The organism is Streptomyces sp. NPDC019531, assembly GCF_044903305.1.
GTDB lineage: Bacteria > Actinomycetota > Actinomycetes > Streptomycetales > Streptomycetaceae > Streptomyces.
On sequence record NZ_JBJDQL010000003.1, the window covers coordinates 104367 to 119987 of the forward strand.

Sequence of the window (15621 nt, forward strand, 5' to 3'; positions counted from 1 at the left end):
CCCTAGCCGAGCCAGACCGTCGTGTCCGGACCCAGCAGCCCGTTCTCCAACGGGCTGCTGGTGAGCAGCACTTCCCCCTCCGGGAACGGGACTGCCGTGTCCGACAGATTGGTGACGCACCGCCAGCCCTCGTGCCGGGTGAAGTCCAGCACGTCGGCCCGCCCCGCGTCCGCCCAGGTGAGGTCCTCCCCCTGGAGGAGCTTGCGGCGCAGCCGCAGTGCGGCGCGGTAGAGCTCCAGCGTGGAGCCCTCGGCACCGTCCTGGGCCGCGACGGCGTACCGCGCGAACCACTCCGGCTGCGGCAGCCAGGCACCGCCCGCGCCGAAGCCGTACGACGGCCCCGTCGTCGTCCAGGGCAGCGGCACCCGGCACCCGTCGCGCCCCTTGCGGACCCGTCCCGTCTGCTCCCAGATCGGGTCCTGGAGCACCTCCACGGGCAGGTCGGCGACCTCGGGCAGACCGAGTTCCTCGCCTTGGTAGACGTACGACGATCCCGGCAGCGCGAGCATGAGCAGCGTGGCCGCGCGAGCGCGCCGCAGGCCCTCGGAGAGGTCGATCGCGGGCGCGTGGCCGCCGGACAGCAGCCAGGCGTTCTCGTCGGTGCCCGGCGGGAGCACGAGGCGTGAGGCGTGCCGTACGACGTCGTGGTTGGAGAGCACCCAGGTCGCCGAGGCACGGGCCGCGTGCGCGGTGACGAGGGAGTCGGTGATGACCTGGCGCAGCTCGGCGGCGTCCCAAGTGGTCTGGAGGTACTCGAAGTTGAAGGCCTGGCCGAGTTCGTCGGCGCGGGCGTACAGCGCGCGCCGCGGACCCGGCACCCAGGCCTCGGCGACGGCCGTACGGGGCGGGCTGTAGGAGTCGAGGATGGTGCGCCAGTCGCGGTAGATCTCGTGGACCTCGTCGCGGTCCCAGTAGGGGTGGCTGCCCGGCGGCAGGAGCTGCAGGGCCTCCTCGGCGACGCCGGGAAGGCCGCCGAGATCGCGCAGCGGCTCGGTCAGGTCCTTGACCAGCGCATGCGCCACATCCACCCGGAAACCGTCGACCCCGCGGTCGGACCAGAAGCGCAGGGTGGTGCGGAAGTCCTCGCGGACCTCGTCGTCCGACCAGTCGAGGTCGGGCTGCTCGGGGGCGAACAGGTGCAGATACCACTGCCCGTCCGGCACCCGCCGCCAGGCGCTGCCGCCGAACACGGACTGCCAGTCGGTGGGCGGCAGTTCGCCGTGCGGGCCGCGGCCGTCGCGGAAGACATAGCGCTCGCGGGCCCGGGACCCGGGACCGGCGGCGAGGGCCTCCTGGAACCAGACGTGCTGGTGGGAGGTGTGGTTGGGGACGAGGTCGACGATCACCTTCAGGCCGAGCCGGTGCGCCTCGGCGACCATGGCGTCGAAGTCGTCGAGGGTGCCGAGGCGCGGGTCGACGTCCCGGTGGTCGGCGACGTCATAGCCGCCGTCGGCGAGTTCGGAGGGATAGAAGGGGCTCAGCCACAGGGCGTCGGCGCCGAGGGCGGCCACATGGTTGAGGCGCCGGGTGACACCCCTGATGTCTCCGAGGCCGTCTCCGTCGGCGTCGGCGAAGCTGCGGGGATAGACCTGGTAGACGACGGCCTGACGCCACCAGTTGGGGTCGTTCACGTGGGCTCCTCCGCAATACGTGTGCAATGTGCGCGGTCCATGCAGGCGACAAAGGGGATATCTGTCCACGTCATCGGAAAAGTGAACCTGCGGGTTATGCGGAGCAGATCGTTCCTGGTGTGTCGAAATTGTGATGACCTTTGAACGGGCCTTGTATCACCGCAGGTTGACACCGTTCCGCAAGGAGATCCACGATGTGCAAACACTGTGGCGCATGTGACCAATGGGCCCAGTGTTCCTGATGCTTTCCATGACCACTCACTTCATCCTGACGGGATACGTATGTCCATAGCGAGACGTGTCACCATGCGGCGCCTGCTGGGGACGGGCGCCGCGACGCTCGCCTTCTCCGCTGCACTCGCCTCCGTCGCCTCGGCCTCCGACTGCCCCGGCGGCAAGGGCTGGGAGGACGGCGGAAGCTACAAGCCCGGTACGGGCGCCGGCTCGAAGACCGAGACCGACCGCTGCGAGTTCTCCCTCGACGGCAAGAACTTCTTCGCCTCGGTCAAGGTCGACGACCAGAACCTGAAGCCGGCCGACGACGGCAAGGTACACGTCAAGGTCCGCGCCGCGGGCGACGCGTCCACCTGCACCGCCTCTCTCGCCTCCTACCTCGCGCACGGCCCGACGTTCGCCACCTCCGGCGAGCAGGTCTTCCACGACTTCGACACCGTGTCCGTCAAGGCCGGCTCCGTCGACACCCTCGACGTCGCGATCCCCGACGCGGGCTGCTACGGCCAGGTCGACCTCTACCGCGGCAACACGAAGTTCGACGGCAAGCTCGACGCCAACGACGGTTTCACGCACGGCGACCTCCCCAAGGGCCCGGACCACCCGGTCATCAAGGACAAGCTGATCGCGGCCTGGAACGGCGGCACGAAGGACTGCACGACCACGCAGACCACGCCTCCGGCGACTCCGCCGGCCGAGTCGACCCCGCCGGCTTCGGAGTCCACCCCGCCGGCCTCCGAGTCGACGCCTCCGGCCTCCGAGAGCACGCCTCCGGCCTCGGAGACCCCCTCGACCGAGTCCCCGACCCCGTCGGCCTCGGAATCCACGACGTCCCCCGCCGCCCCCACCCCGAACGGTGGCGGCGACGACCTCGCGGAGACCGGCGCCAGCAGCAACACCCCGCTGATCGCGGGCGGTGCGGCGGTGCTCCTGGCGGGCGGCGCGGGCATCGTCCTGGCGACGCGTCGTCGTAAGGCTTCGCGCGCCTGACCCTCTCCGACAGGGCCGTCCCACCGTTCGCGGTGCGGGCGGCCCTTTCGGTGCGGCCGCTCCGTGTGCCCTGAGCCCGTCACATCCACAGCACGCCGTCGTCCTCGTGTTCGCGCACACGGAACGCGATCATCCGGCGCAGCAGGTCGCCCGGCACGGGCCCGCCGTACGGGAGCCTGACTGAGCCCTTGCCCGTGGCGAAGCCGGTGAGGTCGGTGGCGAAGGCCTCGCGGGTGCTGGGGGTGAACACGACGTTCGCGTGCCTCGCGTGCCCGCTGACCATGAACAGGATCGTCCCGGACGGGTGGACCCACGCGGGATGCCCCCACTTGATCGCCTCGCCGGCCGTGGGAACCGCCTCAAGGGCCAGCGCCCGCACCCGCTCAAGCAGCTCGCGGCCCGCACCCTCGAAGCCCTCGATGTACGCGTCGACCGTCTGCGGCTTTCCCATGAAGCCAGTGTGGCACCGGCTCCCTCACGTCCGAGCGGGTCAGTGCAGGGTGGGCCGGTAGACGAGCTCCTGGATGTTTCCGTCGAGCGTCCGGCTCTCCAGCAGCTCCAGGTCGAAGTCGGGAGCGCCCTGGAAGATCGGGGCGAGCCCGGTCCGGCCGGTGATGACGGGGAACAGCGTCACCTGGAGTCGGTCGACCAGCCCGGCCGCCATCAGCGCCCGGTTCATCGCAAGGCTGCCGTGCGAGCGCAACGGCACCTCGGACTCCTCCCTGAGCCGGGCGACCACGTCGAGGGCGTCCCCGCTCACGACGGTCGCGTCCGGCCAGCCGAGGGAGTCCTCCAGGGTCGTGGACACCACGGTCGTCGGCAGATTCCGCATCCGGGTGACCCAGGGGTCCCGCACGTCATCCCCTTCACTGCTCTCGGCCAGCATCTGCGCGAAGGCCCGGAACGTGGCGGCCCCGAAGACCATCCGCTGCTCCGCGCCGTACAGGTCGAGACGACGGTCGAGCAGCTCGGGCCCCTGCTTGCCCCAGTAGCCGGTCCAGTCGCCACCGGCGGCGCCGTAGCCGTCGAGGCTGCAGAAGACGTCGAAGGTGTAGGTGGCGGTCATGTCGCTCTCCTTGAGTCGGTTGTCCCATAGACCCGGTACGCACCCGAAAGTCATCGCCACTGTGACTCGGCCGGCGGCGGCGCCATGTCCGTCAGGCCGAGTCGGCGGTCTCCGCGATGAGCCCCCTGAGGGGGAGCGGGTCGCTCAGTCGCGCGGCGAGCCGGCGGATGCCGTCCCGTGAGGACCTCTTGTAGCTGGTCGCGACGTCGACGGAGATGTTGTGCTCCAGGATCGCGTGTTGCGGCCGTCGAGGCACTCGATGCCGGCGTCGCGGCGCGGCTGACTTGCGGCGGTGGCCGCGCTTCGGGGGCTGAACGACGTCCGGCGCGGGGCCCCGCACTGATCCCGAGCCCGCGTTGTCGTGCCGGCGCGGGCCGGTCGTCAGTCGGGTGCCACTTCTGATCAGTCGGGTGCCACTTCTGAGATCAGTTCGCGGACGCGCGTCTCGATCGTGTCGCGGATGGGTCGGACGGCCTCCACGCCCTGCCCGGCCGGGTCGTCGAGCTGCCAGTCGAGGTACCGCTTGCCGGGGAAGACGGGGCAGGTGTCGCCGCACCCCATGGTGATCACGACGTCGGACGCCTGGACGGCCTCCACGGTGAGGATCTTCGGTGTCTCGGCGGAGATGTCGATTCCGGCCTCGCTCATCGCTTTGACCACGGCCGGGTTGACGGTGTCGGCGGGGGCCGAGCCGGCGGAGCGGACCTCGATGCGGTCGCCCGCGAGATGGGTGAGGAAGGCGGCGGCCATCTGGGAGCGGCCTGCGTTGTGGACGCAGACGAACAGCACCGACGGGCGCGAGGGGGACGTGCTCATGATGGGTGGCTTTCTCGCGGCATGGTCAGGGGTCAGGGGGAGACGGGTTCGGGTTCGCTGCCCGGGATGGAGATCCCGGGGCGGGCCGGAGTGACTCGCGGGCCGTGGACGGCGGCCACGATGCCGAGCCCGAGCACGGCACCGAGCAGCTGGGCGGCGATGAACGGGGCGACGGAGGCGGGAGCGATCCCGGCGAAGGTGTCGGTGAAGGCCCGGCCGATGGTCACCGCGGGATTCGCGAACGACGTGGATGAGGTGAACCAGTAGGCGGCCCCGATGTAGGAGGCCACCGCGACAGGGGCGAGCGCGGCGCGGCCGACCCGGTCCAGGCCGAGGATCAGCAGGATCAGCCCGGCCGTGGCGACGGCCTCGCCCAGCCACAGATGTCCGGCGGACCGGTCGTGGGTGGAGAACTTCACCAGCGGCTCGCCGAACATCGCGTCGGCCAGGATCGTGCCGCCGATCGCCCCCGCGATCTGGGCAGGCACATACGCGGCGACGTCCCGCAGTGCGAACCCCTCCGGGGCGTGGCGTTCGGTGAACCAGGCGACGAGAGTGACGGCCGGGTTGAAGTGCGCGCCGGAGACCGGCCCGAACACGGTGATCAGCACACCAAGGCCGAACACGGTGGCGAGGGAGTTGGCGAGCAGCTGCACGCCGACGTCGTGCGACAGCGCGGTGGCCTGGATGCCCGAGCCGACCACCACCGCCACCAGCAGCCCGGAGCCGATCGCCTCCGCGGCGGCGCGGCGGCCGAGTGGGGCGTTCATACGCCGGCTCCGGCGGTCTGCGAGGTGGCCAGGAACGCGGCGAGCCGGTCCAGGGTGCCGGGCAGCACCCAGTAGTAGACCCAGGTGCCGCGCCGTTCGCAGTCGATGAGTCCGGCCTGTCGCAGGAGCTTGAGGTGGTGGGAGATCGTCGGCTGGGAGAGGTCGAAGGCCGGGGTCAGCTCGCACACGCAGACCTCGCCGCGCTCAGCCCCCTCGCCGCGCTCAGAGCCCTCGCCGCCCTCGCCGCGCGAGGCGATCATCGACATCAGGCGCAGCCGGACGGGGTCGCCCAGGGCCTTGAAGATCTTCGCCAGGTCGGCGGCCTGGTCCTCGTCCAGTGGTGCGGCGGACAGGCCGGGGCAGCAGGCGGCGTCCTGGCCGAGCACCTCAAGCTCTTGTTTCGACATTCCTCTATGTTGACGTTTTTCGATCCAAGGCGCAAGCTTGCATCAACAAACTTCAATACAGGCCGTTCCGGGGAGTGAGTCATGCACAAGCAGTCCATCGATCTGCAGGAAACCGTCCGCCAGCGGTACGCGGCGGCGGCCGTGAAGATCACCGAGGGCACCGCCGCCTGCTGCGGACCCGAGCCGGTCGAGATCGACGAGAACTTCGGCTCGACCCTTTACGCCGCCGACGAGCGCGATGCGCTGCCGGCACAGGCCGTCGCCGCCTCGCTCGGCTGCGGCAACCCCACCGCCGTCGCCGAACTCCGCGAGGGCGAGCGCGTCCTGGACCTCGGCTCGGGCGGCGGCATCGACGTCCTGCTGTCCGCCCGCCGCGTCGGCCCGACCGGCAAGGCGTACGGACTGGACATGACCGAGGAGATGCTCGCGCTGGCCCTGACCAACGCGGCGCGGGCAGGTGCCACGAACGTGGAGTTCCTCAAGGGCACGATCGAGGCGATCCCGCTGCCCGCGAACACGATCGACGTCGTCATCTCCAACTGCGTGATCAACCTGTCCGTCGACAAGCCCGCCGTCTTCGCCGAGACCTTCCGCGTCCTGCGGCCCGGCGGCCGCATGGGCGTCTCCGACGTCGTCGCCGACGACACCCTCACCCCCGAAAACCGGGCCGAGCGCGGCGACCACGTCGGCTGCATCGCCGGAGCCCTGTCCTTCGCCGAATACCGCGCGGGCCTGGAAGCGGCCGGCTTCACGGACATCGAGATCACCCCGACCCATCCGGTCGCCGACGGCATGCACTCCGCCATCGTCCGAGCGGGCAAGCCCACCACCGCAGCGACGCCCGCGTCGGACGACTCCTGCTGCGGCGTCACCGCCTGCTGCACCCCGGGCGAGAAGACGAACGACACGGCCGTCACTGTCAGCGAGGCCAAGAGCGCCGCCGGATGCGCCTGCCGGAACTGACCTCTCACACCCGGCACGGTGGAAGGCGCGTTGGCGGTCGACGTCGCCGGGTGCCCAACTGCACTCAGGCACACACAACCACCGGCCACCGCGCCCCCCTGGCCCAATAAATCGAACACATGATTGAATCCGGGCATGCGATCGTTCCCCGACGACCTCGCCCACGCGCAGCAGGAATGGCACACCACCTACCGACAGCTCGCCGAGCGCCCCGGCCACACCGACCTGCGCCGACGCCTGTACCGGCTGTCGGTCCACCTGTTCTTCCATCCCCACTGGCAGCAACGGCGCCCCGGCCCCGCGGCCTGGCAGGAACTGCGCGTCCTGAGCCGGTCGGCCGGGACCACGAGTGAGCGACCGCCCCGATGACGGGCCCCGATTCCCCGGACCCCCCAGAAGACGGGTCTCTCCCTCTCCACGTGACCGTCCACCCACCGTCCCCCACAGGCGCCCGCCGCGTACGCGTGAACGGCGAGCCCCTGGGCTTGGCCCACAACCTCGCCGACATCGCCGAGTTCCTCCGCCGGGCCGGCCTGGAGATCGACGCGGCGGAGGTGGCGGAGGCGGCGTGGATCGACTGGCGGGGGGTGGGGCCTGGGGGGTGGGTTCCGGGCGCGAGCGACGCAGGCACCTGAGACATCAACGCGCTTCGCAGCCAAGGGACATGCCCACGCGATACAGCTACACGATCTCCAGCCAGATTCCTGGTCTGACAGCCACGTCCATACGAGGATGAGGCCATGCGCAGCACCGGCGAAGAAGAGTCGCTCAAGTTGATCCGCCGCTACGTCACGCCCGACCGGCGGTACCTCAAACTTGGCGGCGGCCTTCTCAGGAGGAGCGGGCGCGACCGAACCACGTTCATGAAGAAGCTGGGCAAGGCTGCCGGTGAGATCAGCCCCCATGAACTGGGCATGCTGCTCGACGGAGGATGGCGCGAGCGCAAGACGGCAACCTGGCTCATCGCAGTTGCCGGCAGAACCGAGTTCCGGGAACGTCTCGGCGAACTCCTGCTCGCCAGTACAGGGCCCTACGCGGGGCAGGCGTACTGCGTCGCTTTGGCCACCTTCGGCACCTCTGCCGACGCCGACCTCCTGGTTGCCTACCTCGACCGTTATCTACGTCGCCCTGACCTCTACTACGACCAGACAGCCGCCCTCGGCGCCCTCCTGTTGCTCGACGCCAAGCTCGGTGCTGAGCGCGCGGCCCGCTTCCTTGCACCCGGCGGACTCTGGCACCAGTGGATCGACGGGCCACCCGCCAAGGACCGCGATACCCCCGACAGCTACCGGGAGTTCATCGGCCAGCTCTGCGCTTTCGCCGACGAAAGCGCCAAGCACTGTCCGGCAGGAGGGCGCGGTGTGCCGCCTCACCGAAGGTAGCCACCACTACCGAGCGTCCGTGCTGCTATGCATCGTGCTCCTTCTGGAGATCTAGTTCCGCCCACACGGTTTTGCCCACGGTCAGCCTCTCCACGGCCCAACGCCCCGCCAGCACCCGGACGATGAGCAGGCCTCGGCCGAACTGGTCGTCAGGGTCGGACAGACGGGCACCGGGGAGGCGTTCGCCCCTCGGGTCGGTCACCGCGATCCGCAGTGCGGTGTCGGTGAGGGTCGTCTCGACACGGAACAGACGGTCCCGCAAGCAGCCGTGCAGCAGCGCATTCGTGCACAACTCGCTTGCCACCAGCGCCGCGTCACCGGCCAGGCCGGGTTGGCCCCAGTCGACCGCGAGTCCGGCGACGTGTCTGCGGGCGAAGGGGATGCTGCGCGGGTAGGGGGTGTAACTGACCTCGTCGTGGCGGTCGTAGGACTTGGGCGGTGGGGGAGGGCAGGAGTCGGTCACGGTTTCCTCCGGGAGTTGTGATGTCGGGGTGGCTCCGCCGCGCGGGGCAGCGCGGTGCCCTTCCGCCAACTGGTTTCTTTGTGTGGGCGACCGAGTACTGACGGTAGCCTCTAGGGGAGTTGGCCAGCAATCGAACAGGACAGAAATATTGCTGCCCTGGCGGTGATGATGAGAGGGAACTCATGGCAGGCAGGGACCCCAACCGCGGAAAGACGGTCACGACCGTTCTGGGGCGACGGCTCGGTGGTGAGCTGCTGAGGATGCGAGAAGCCTGCGATCTCCGGCAGACGCATGCCGCCGAGGCGCTGACGGCCTCCGTCACCAAGGTGGCGAAGATCGAGCGCGGGCAGGTGCCATTGCGTGATCCCGACGTCAGGGCCCTGTCCCATCTCTACGGTGAGACCGACGAAACGGTGATTGGCAGGCTGCTCGCCCTCGCCAAGGCGGACCGGGAACGACGCCGGGCCAAGGGCTGGTGGAACCAGTACCCGCAACTGACGGCGCAGATCGAGTACGTGGCCCTGGAGGACATCGCCACGCAACTCCGCACCTGGCAACTCGCCTTTGTGCCCGGCCTCTTGCAGACCGCCGACTACGCACGCGCCCTGGCTGTCGGGAACGGGTCGTGGGACGACCTCGACGAGATCGAGACCTTCGTCGAGGCGAGGATGGCCCGGCAGGCACGGCTGGGTGGCGAACGCCCGCTACAGCTCTGGGCGTTGCTGCACGAAGGGGCCGTACGCCAACTGGTCGGTGGCCGGGATGTCATGAGGGCTCAGCTGGAGCACCTGCTGGAGGCGGCGCGCCTACCCAACGTGCGGGTGCAGGTCGTCCCGTTCATCGCCGGCGCCCACCCCGGGATGACCTGTGCCTTCACGGTCGTCTCCTTCACCGAGCCCGGCGCCTTGGACGTCGTACAGGTGGATACTTCGTCGACGAAGGTCTGGTTGGAGAGCGAGACTGACGCCGCGCACCACAACGCGACCTTCGACCGCATCACGCGGCTCGGACTCGCCCAGAGCAACTCTGTAAGACTCATCGACAGCATCCGCAAGGAGATGTAGGCACCGTGTCCGACTACGACTTCAGGAAGTCCACGTACAGCAGCGGTGACGCGCACGGCGAGTGCGTCGAAGTCGCCCGCAACATACCCACCACCGTGGCCGTCAGGGACTCCAAGTACTCCGACGGCCCGATACTCCTCGCCGCCCCCGGCGCCTGGACCCCCTTCCTGCACTCCCTGCACAGCGGACGACCCTGATCAGCAACACCTCACATCCGGGATCTCAGCACGTCGACCTCACACCCCGGTGCGAAGGGGTCGAAGCCGTGCTCGGTCAGTCAGCGGACTATCAGCAGGCTTCGCAACGACCACCACGCACGGATCACATCGAGGTCGACGTCGGTCCCGTAGCCGGTGATGACGCGTCGAGGTGCTCTTCGGCGGGCAGGACGCCGTTCGTCACGAGTGACTCGCACTCGGCGTCGAGTTCCGCCGTCGGCGCGACGATGCTCCGGCCGGCCCGGCAGGGGCGGCGGCGGCGCTTCGTGCAGCTTCCGGATGGCGGCACCCGCCGCCGGTGACGCGGTCGACTGCTCGCCGAGCCGGCCGAGCACCACCCCCGGCTTGCACCACAGGGCCTCCGGCGTCGGGACCGGCGCGAGGGACATCGCCTCGACCTCGACGTCCATGCGCGCCTGGTCGGCGTCCACCTTCAAGAACACGTCACCGACGCGCAGAGTCGCGCGCTCGGAATGGGCGACGACGACTTCGACCTGATCCATGGGCGACCGGTATCCCGGCGGCCCCGTGCACGACACCCACCTCTGACCAGGTCAGGACACCTGCTTCAGCAACCCCCGCACCGCCTCGTCCACCACCGAATACCGCACCACCCGCCCCTCCTTCTCCCCCGCCACCACCCCCGCCGCCCGCAGCAGCCGCAGCGCCTGCGATACGGCGGGGTCGTTCATCCCCGTCGCGATCGCGAGGTCGGAGACCGCCAGGGGGCCGGTTCGGTGCAGGGCGAGGAGCAGGGAGAGGCGGTTGGGGTCGGCCAGGAGGGCGAAGCGGTCCGACCAGGCGCGGACATGGCCGGGGTCGCCGATCGCCGCGATGGCGTCGCACACCCGGTGTCCGTCGATGGTGCGGCGGTCCGCTCGGTCGGACGGGACGAGATGCATGGCCCTCATCCTCCCAGGCCCTGTATGTGATCTTCCATACCTGCGCAGGTATGCAGCTATGCAGGAGACGATCCGCCCGCCTACGGTGGTCGGGCCGTGGTGCTCGGGAAGCCGGTGACGACCCCTCAGGGGGTTCAGGCCGGCGCGGCCCTCGCCACTGTGATCGGGGAGTTCTCCGCCCACGTCCCTCGCGGGACAGCCACTGGCCGTCAGTATCCGGCCGGGAAGGCGGGCAGGGAGAACGCACGACCCGTAAGCCAGGAGACCGGCCACGGCAGCTCACGAGTTCATCCAACGAGGTGCTGGAGTGACCACCGTATGACTGATCCTGGCCTGCCCAAGGCAGCCGAGACCGCCGCATCCTTCCGCTGGCGGCGCGAGGACACCGTCAAGACAGCCGGTCTGATGGCCGCCATAGCCGCCCTGCACGTCCTCGCCTTCGGCATCCTCTTCCTGCTCGTCGTTCCGGAGCACTACGAAGTCGGGGACAAGGCCTTCGGTATCGGACTCGGCATCACCGCCTACACCCTCGGTATGCGGCACGCCTTCGACGCCGACCACATCGCCGCGATCGACAACACCACCCGCAAGCTGATGGCGGACGGGAAGCGGCCGGTGTCCGGAGGGTTCTGGTTCGCGCTCGGGCACTCCAGTGTCGTGGTCGTGCTCGCGGCGCTGATCGCCGGTGGCACCCAGCTGGCCGGCAAGGTCATGAACGAGGACTCAAGTACCCATCAGGTACTCGGATTTCTCGGTACGACGGTCTCCGGGTCGTTTCTCTATCTGATCGCCGCCCTCAACCTGGTCGCGCTGCTCGGCATCCTGAAGGTCTTCCGGGCGATGCGGGCGGGGACGTACGACGAGAAGGAGCTGGAGCAGCATCTCGACTCGCGCGGGTTCATGAACCGGATCCTCGGGCGGCTCACCAAGTCCATCACCCGGCCCGGTCAGATGTTTCCGCTGGGCTTTCTCTTCGGGCTCGGCTTCGACACCGCCACCGAGGTCACCCTGATGGTGATGGCCGGGTCGGGCGCGGCGGCCGGGCTGCCCTGGTACGCGATCCTGTGCCTGCCGCTGCTCTTCGCCGCCGGGATGAGCCTGTTCGACACGCTCGACGGCACGTTCATGAACTTCGCCTACCAGTGGGCCTTCTCCAACCCGGTGCGCAAGGTGTTCTACAACCTCGCCATCACCGGGCTGTCCATCGCGGTCGCCTTCTTCATCGGGACGATCGAGCTGGTCGGCGTCCTGCACGACAAGCTCGACCTCACCGACGCCCTCACCACCTGGATCGCCGACATCGACCTCGACAACGTCGGTTACGTCATCGTCGGCCTGTTCGTGGTGGTGTGGGCGGCGGCGATCGCCTACTGGCGGCTCGCGAAGGTGGAGCAGCGGTGGGCGGTACGGCCTGCCGATACCCGCTAGTGCCACGGCAGGCAACGTTTGCCCGTCAAGGAGCGACGTCCCGCCTGAGCCGCGCGAAGCCGGTTCGAGCGTGGCGGAGCACGCTCTCGGTGTGCCGTCCGGAAGTCCTCGTACAGGCTGTACTTGAGCTTTCGGCCGGAGCGGCGAAAGAGCGCTAGCTAGGGCAGAACGGCTGCCGGCATCACCCGACCGTACAGTTCGTCGAGGCCGATCAGCAGGATTCCGCCTTGTTCTGCTTCAGCCCGCAGGGCGTCACTGAAACCCGCAGCGCTGAAGCACGCCAGCCCGCACCGCGTGGTGTCCATCCCCCGCTCGGCAAGGACGTCCCGGGCCCGGGCAAGCCGTTCGAGGTGGTTCAACCCCATGATGGTCCCCCACTTCGCCTCCCCGAGCAGAGCGACCGATGGCTTGGCCCCGCCAGATCCCGGTTCGACCACAGCCACGTCGATCTCGATCTGCCGACGCGTCCTCGGGTCGGTAACCACTCCGCTTCCGACCTCCCCCAGGGACGTGCCGAGCAGAGATCGCCCCGGCCCGAGCACGTACTCCCGGCACACGGCCTCAAAATGCGGCCCCGCCACCTGAGCCGCGAACCGCTCGGCCGACTGGGCCCACACCTCTGCGGCCTGGCCGCTCTCCAACCGCGTCCAGGCGGGACGCATGACGGCTTCGTAGAAGTTGATCAGTGGTTCGGTGATGCGGTACTGCGACTTGCCGGCCCGGAAGATGTCCGCCTCGCGCGCGAGGAGGTGACTGTCCTCAAGGACGTTGAGCGGGTGGGAGATGTCGACGGACTTGCGGCCGATGTAACCGGCGATGCCCCCGCGCGTCGTATTGCCCTGCGCCACCGCTGCGAGAACCGAGTGGTAGAGCGCGGTGTCGCGGATGTCCGCCTCCTCGGCGAGCAGGTAGCGCGCCTCGCGGAAGAGCGGGCTGAACGGCGAGAGGACCGTACGGCAGAGCCAGTCGCCGAAGTCACCGAGATCTGCCGGAACGTCCTCTGCCAGGAACTGACGCCGGTACGCCGGCGTGCCCCCGACCACGGCATGCAGTCTGGCCGCGAGCGCCGGTTCAGTGGCGACTCCCCAGAAGTCCGCGGCTGCCCGGTATCCGAAGGGCCTGACGACGAGTTCCAGCTGAGCCCGTCCGCGCAGGGGTGCGGTACTGGCCAGCAACCCACCCATGACGGACATCGCCGAGCCGCACAGAAGCATCCGCATACGGCTTTCATCAACCTGGCAGCGGTCGATCTCACGCTGGATGAGCGAGGGGAGCTCAGGGGAGACCTTCACCAGGTACGGAAACTCGTCGATGACCGCCAGGAACGGCTCTTCCCCCCGGCCGGGCGCGGCGAGGCCGAAGAGATAAGAGATCGCGTCGTGCCAAGTGGAGAAGGTGAAAGGCACAGGGGAGCCCACGTGTTCAGCGAGAGCCGAACTGAACTGTCGGAGGGACTCCGCCTCCGTCCCGGCCGTGGCCCCGAAGTAGAAGCCGCCGCACTGCTCGACGAGCGCCCGCAGGAGATACGTCTTGCCCATGCGCCGCCTGCCGCTGACGATCCCGAGCATGGCATGCGGCAGGGGGCGGCTCATGAAGGCGGTGAGCCCGTCCCACTCGGCACCCCGGTCGAAAACACGCGAGGGCTTACCCGGCCCCATACGACGCTGCACCAGCGACCCCTTTGTTAGCACCACACCCCTAAGGAGCGTAACCCTAACTTGCTGGAAGAGTCACCCATACCTGACTCCCGTGCCCTACGACCCAGAACAGAAGGGCAGCGGCACCGCCGGCGAACAGCGCGCCGAGCAGGATGATCGCCACCCACACCTTTCTAAGTCCCCCGCCGCCGCCATCCATCAGGCCGCGAACGAGTCGTCCGTATCGGATATGCCGCCAACACAGGATCTGACGACCTTTTCTGCGCCACTGCCCGGGCCTTCCGGCGCAGCGGAGCCGAGGAGTCCGCCACCGTCCCCGTGCTGACCGGCTCCGAGGTACGCGACTGGTCCGCCTCCCCGGCCCTCATGGCGTTCCATCCGCGCGCGGAGAACGTCCGGGAGCCCATCGACCTGCGACTGCTTCCCGTCCGCTCTGCCTCTGCTGCGGGCGTTGGCGGACCTCCTCCCATGGGTCACAGCACGCGGCGACGGACTCACCCCCGGCTCCCCGTCGGGCGAGGGTTTCCTGAGGCACGTCTATGAGGAACACCTCCTCCGCCGGAACCTCTCGGCCGAGGATGTGAACTCCTGGCGTCCTCCTGCCCCGAAACGCAAGGGCAGTTAGCAGGAAGGCTCTAGACCCCCTCCACCGCCGTCAGCCACAGCTTCACGTACCGCTCCACGTCCACGCCCAACCCCACGTCCACGAGCGTGACTTCGCGCTCGCCCTCGTGGATCTCGGACTCGCCGGGGCGTCGGCGGCGGTCGACGACGGTCTGGCCGCGGGTCGGGCCGGGGGCCAACGCGACCTCCACCGGGAGGAGTTCGGTGGTCAGGCCGCCGGGGTCGACGACCGCGCACACCGCGCCCGCGTCGCCGAGGCCGCCCGTGGGGGTGGGGTCGCCGGAGGTGGCCGGATCGCGGTGGGCGAGGAGTTCGCCGGCCATGCGGAGGGAGGGTTCCGAACTCGCCCGCAGCCGCTGGACGTCCGCGGCCGGGACGATGACCCGCTTGAAGACGTCCAGGCCGTACATCGTGATCGGTACCCCGGCGGTGAGCAGGACGGCGGCCGCCTCGGGGTCGTGCCAGACGTTGAACTCCGCGACCGGCGTGGCGTTCCCGGTCGCCACCGCGCCGCCCATGAACACGATCCGCTCGATGTTCCGCACCACTTCGGGGTGGGTGCGGAGCAGCAGGGCGATGTTCGTCAGCGGGGCGGTGGGGATGAGGGTCACCGGGCGCGGGGAGGCGAGGATCTCCCGCCGCAGCAGCGTCACCGCGTCGACGTCCAAGGCCACCCGCGTCGGCGCGGGCAGCCCCAGGTCGCCCATGCCGTCGAGGCCGTGCACGTGTCGCGCGGTGCGCACGGGCTCGATCAACGGCCGCTCGGCACCCCGGGCGACCGGGATGTCCCCGGCCCCGGCCTGCTCAAGGACGGTCAGCGTGTTGCGGACCACTCCGTCGACGTCGGTGTTCCCGGCGACACAGGTGACCGCGCGCAGGTCGATGCCGGGATGCCGTACGGCGAACAGCAGGGCCAGGGCGTCGTCGACACCGGTGTCGCAGTCGATGATCACCGGGATGGGCTGACCGGTCACGGCGGGGGTCCTTTCGTCACTGGCGTACGTCGCT

General features: G+C 69.4%; 19 protein-coding genes, 1 pseudogene and 1 riboswitch. Of the genes and pseudogenes, 8 read left to right on the plus strand and 12 right to left on the minus strand.

Going from position 1 to position 15621, the window contains the following annotated elements; genetic code table 11:
* Positions 1-2 precede the first annotated feature (2 nt).
* On the minus strand, positions 3-1631 hold the full coding sequence (locus ACI2L1_RS04745; protein ID WP_404737861.1) for an alpha-amylase family glycosyl hydrolase: 1629 nt from the start codon (positions 1629-1631) through the stop codon (positions 3-5).
* 282 nt (positions 1632-1913) lie between these two features.
* Here ACI2L1_RS04745 and ACI2L1_RS04750 point away from each other — a divergent pair, with 282 nt between their 5' ends.
* Positions 1914-2852: an LAETG motif-containing sortase-dependent surface protein gene (locus ACI2L1_RS04750; protein ID WP_404737862.1), complete on the plus strand. Its 939-nt coding sequence runs from the start codon at positions 1914-1916 to the stop codon at positions 2850-2852.
* 79 nt (positions 2853-2931) lie between these two features.
* On the opposite strand, the gene ACI2L1_RS04755 is transcribed toward ACI2L1_RS04750, so the two are convergent.
* From ACI2L1_RS04755 to ACI2L1_RS04780, 6 genes are all read right to left on the minus strand, one after another.
* Complete coding sequence (locus ACI2L1_RS04755; protein WP_404737863.1) at positions 2932-3303, minus strand: iron chaperone; 372 nt, start codon at positions 3301-3303, stop codon at positions 2932-2934.
* A 39-nt stretch (positions 3304-3342) separates the two neighbouring features.
* Complete coding sequence (locus tag ACI2L1_RS04760; protein ID WP_404737864.1) at positions 3343-3918, minus strand: dihydrofolate reductase family protein; 576 nt, start codon at positions 3916-3918, stop codon at positions 3343-3345.
* 91 nt (positions 3919-4009) lie between these two features.
* The gene (locus ACI2L1_RS04765) at positions 4010-4174 is read right to left on the minus strand and encodes a hypothetical protein (RefSeq protein WP_404737865.1); all 165 of its coding nucleotides are present in this window, start codon (positions 4172-4174) and stop codon (positions 4010-4012) included.
* Between the two features lie 146 nt (positions 4175-4320).
* Positions 4321-4734, minus strand: coding sequence for an arsenate reductase ArsC (locus tag ACI2L1_RS04770; RefSeq protein ID WP_404737866.1), 414 nt, complete (start codon positions 4732-4734; stop codon positions 4321-4323).
* Positions 4735-4766: 32 nt separating this feature from the next.
* Positions 4767-5504 carry an aquaporin gene (locus ACI2L1_RS04775; RefSeq protein ID WP_404737867.1) on the minus strand — a complete coding sequence of 246 codons (738 nt, stop codon included), beginning with the start codon at positions 5502-5504 and terminating at the stop codon, positions 4767-4769.
* Positions 5501-5911 carry an ArsR/SmtB family transcription factor gene (locus ACI2L1_RS04780; RefSeq protein ID WP_404737868.1) on the minus strand — a complete coding sequence of 137 codons (411 nt, stop codon included), beginning with the start codon at positions 5909-5911 and terminating at the stop codon, positions 5501-5503. The genes ACI2L1_RS04775 and ACI2L1_RS04780 overlap by 4 nt, the downstream gene beginning before the upstream one ends.
* 81 nt (positions 5912-5992) lie before the next feature.
* On the opposite strand from ACI2L1_RS04780, the gene arsM reads away from it, so the two are divergent.
* The 4 genes from arsM (at position 5993) to ACI2L1_RS04800 (ending at position 8256) form a co-directional block, all read left to right on the plus strand.
* The gene (gene arsM / locus ACI2L1_RS04785) at positions 5993-6874 is read left to right on the plus strand and encodes an arsenite methyltransferase (protein WP_404737869.1); all 882 of its coding nucleotides are present in this window, start codon (positions 5993-5995) and stop codon (positions 6872-6874) included.
* 135 nt (positions 6875-7009) lie between these two features.
* Entirely contained in the window at positions 7010-7243 is a 234-nt protein-coding gene (locus ACI2L1_RS04790) for a hypothetical protein (RefSeq protein ID WP_404737870.1), read from the plus strand.
* Positions 7244-7293: 50 nt separating this feature from the next.
* Positions 7294-7509, plus strand: coding sequence for a hypothetical protein (locus tag ACI2L1_RS04795; protein WP_404737871.1), 216 nt, complete (start codon positions 7294-7296; stop codon positions 7507-7509).
* A 105-nt stretch (positions 7510-7614) separates the two neighbouring features.
* Positions 7615-8256: a DUF6000 family protein gene (locus ACI2L1_RS04800; RefSeq protein ID WP_404737872.1), complete on the plus strand. Its 642-nt coding sequence runs from the start codon at positions 7615-7617 to the stop codon at positions 8254-8256.
* Between the two features lie 25 nt (positions 8257-8281).
* Here the strand turns inward: ACI2L1_RS04800 and ACI2L1_RS04805 are convergent, their stop codons facing one another.
* Positions 8282-8719 (minus strand): ATP-binding protein, encoded by a 438-nt coding sequence (locus tag ACI2L1_RS04805; RefSeq protein WP_404737873.1) that lies wholly within the window; start codon positions 8717-8719, stop codon positions 8282-8284.
* A 182-nt stretch (positions 8720-8901) separates the two neighbouring features.
* Between ACI2L1_RS04805 and ACI2L1_RS04810 the strand changes: the two genes are divergently transcribed.
* The gene (locus ACI2L1_RS04810) at positions 8902-9783 is read left to right on the plus strand and encodes a helix-turn-helix domain-containing protein (protein ID WP_404737874.1); all 882 of its coding nucleotides are present in this window, start codon (positions 8902-8904) and stop codon (positions 9781-9783) included.
* Between the two features lie 5 nt (positions 9784-9788).
* On the plus strand, positions 9789-9980 hold the full coding sequence (locus ACI2L1_RS04815; protein WP_404737875.1) for a DUF397 domain-containing protein: 192 nt from the start codon (positions 9789-9791) through the stop codon (positions 9978-9980).
* Positions 9981-9991: 11 nt separating this feature from the next.
* Here the strand turns inward: ACI2L1_RS04815 and ACI2L1_RS04820 are convergent.
* A pseudogene (locus ACI2L1_RS04820) lies at positions 9992-10504 on the minus strand (hypothetical protein).
* 51 nt (positions 10505-10555) lie between these two features.
* Positions 10556-10903 (minus strand): ArsR/SmtB family transcription factor, encoded by a 348-nt coding sequence (locus tag ACI2L1_RS04825; RefSeq protein ID WP_404737876.1) that lies wholly within the window; start codon positions 10901-10903, stop codon positions 10556-10558.
* 80 nt (positions 10904-10983) lie between these two features.
* A riboswitch (cobalamin riboswitch) is annotated at positions 10984-11192 on the plus strand.
* A 29-nt stretch (positions 11193-11221) separates the two neighbouring features.
* Between ACI2L1_RS04825 and ACI2L1_RS04830 the strand changes: the two genes are divergently transcribed.
* The gene (locus ACI2L1_RS04830; protein WP_404737877.1) at positions 11222-12331 is read left to right on the plus strand and encodes a HoxN/HupN/NixA family nickel/cobalt transporter; all 1110 of its coding nucleotides are present in this window, start codon (positions 11222-11224) and stop codon (positions 12329-12331) included.
* 158 nt (positions 12332-12489) lie between these two features.
* Here the strand turns inward: ACI2L1_RS04830 and ACI2L1_RS04835 are convergent, their stop codons facing one another.
* Both ACI2L1_RS04835 and ACI2L1_RS04840 read right to left on the minus strand, forming a co-directional pair.
* Positions 12490-13989, minus strand: a complete 1500-nt coding sequence (locus ACI2L1_RS04835; RefSeq protein ID WP_404738116.1) for an ATP-binding protein — start codon at positions 13987-13989, stop codon at positions 12490-12492.
* Positions 13990-14624: 635 nt separating this feature from the next.
* Entirely contained in the window at positions 14625-15587 is a 963-nt protein-coding gene (locus ACI2L1_RS04840) for a nucleoside hydrolase (RefSeq protein ID WP_404737878.1), read from the minus strand.
* Between the last annotated feature and the right edge of the window lie 34 nt (positions 15588-15621).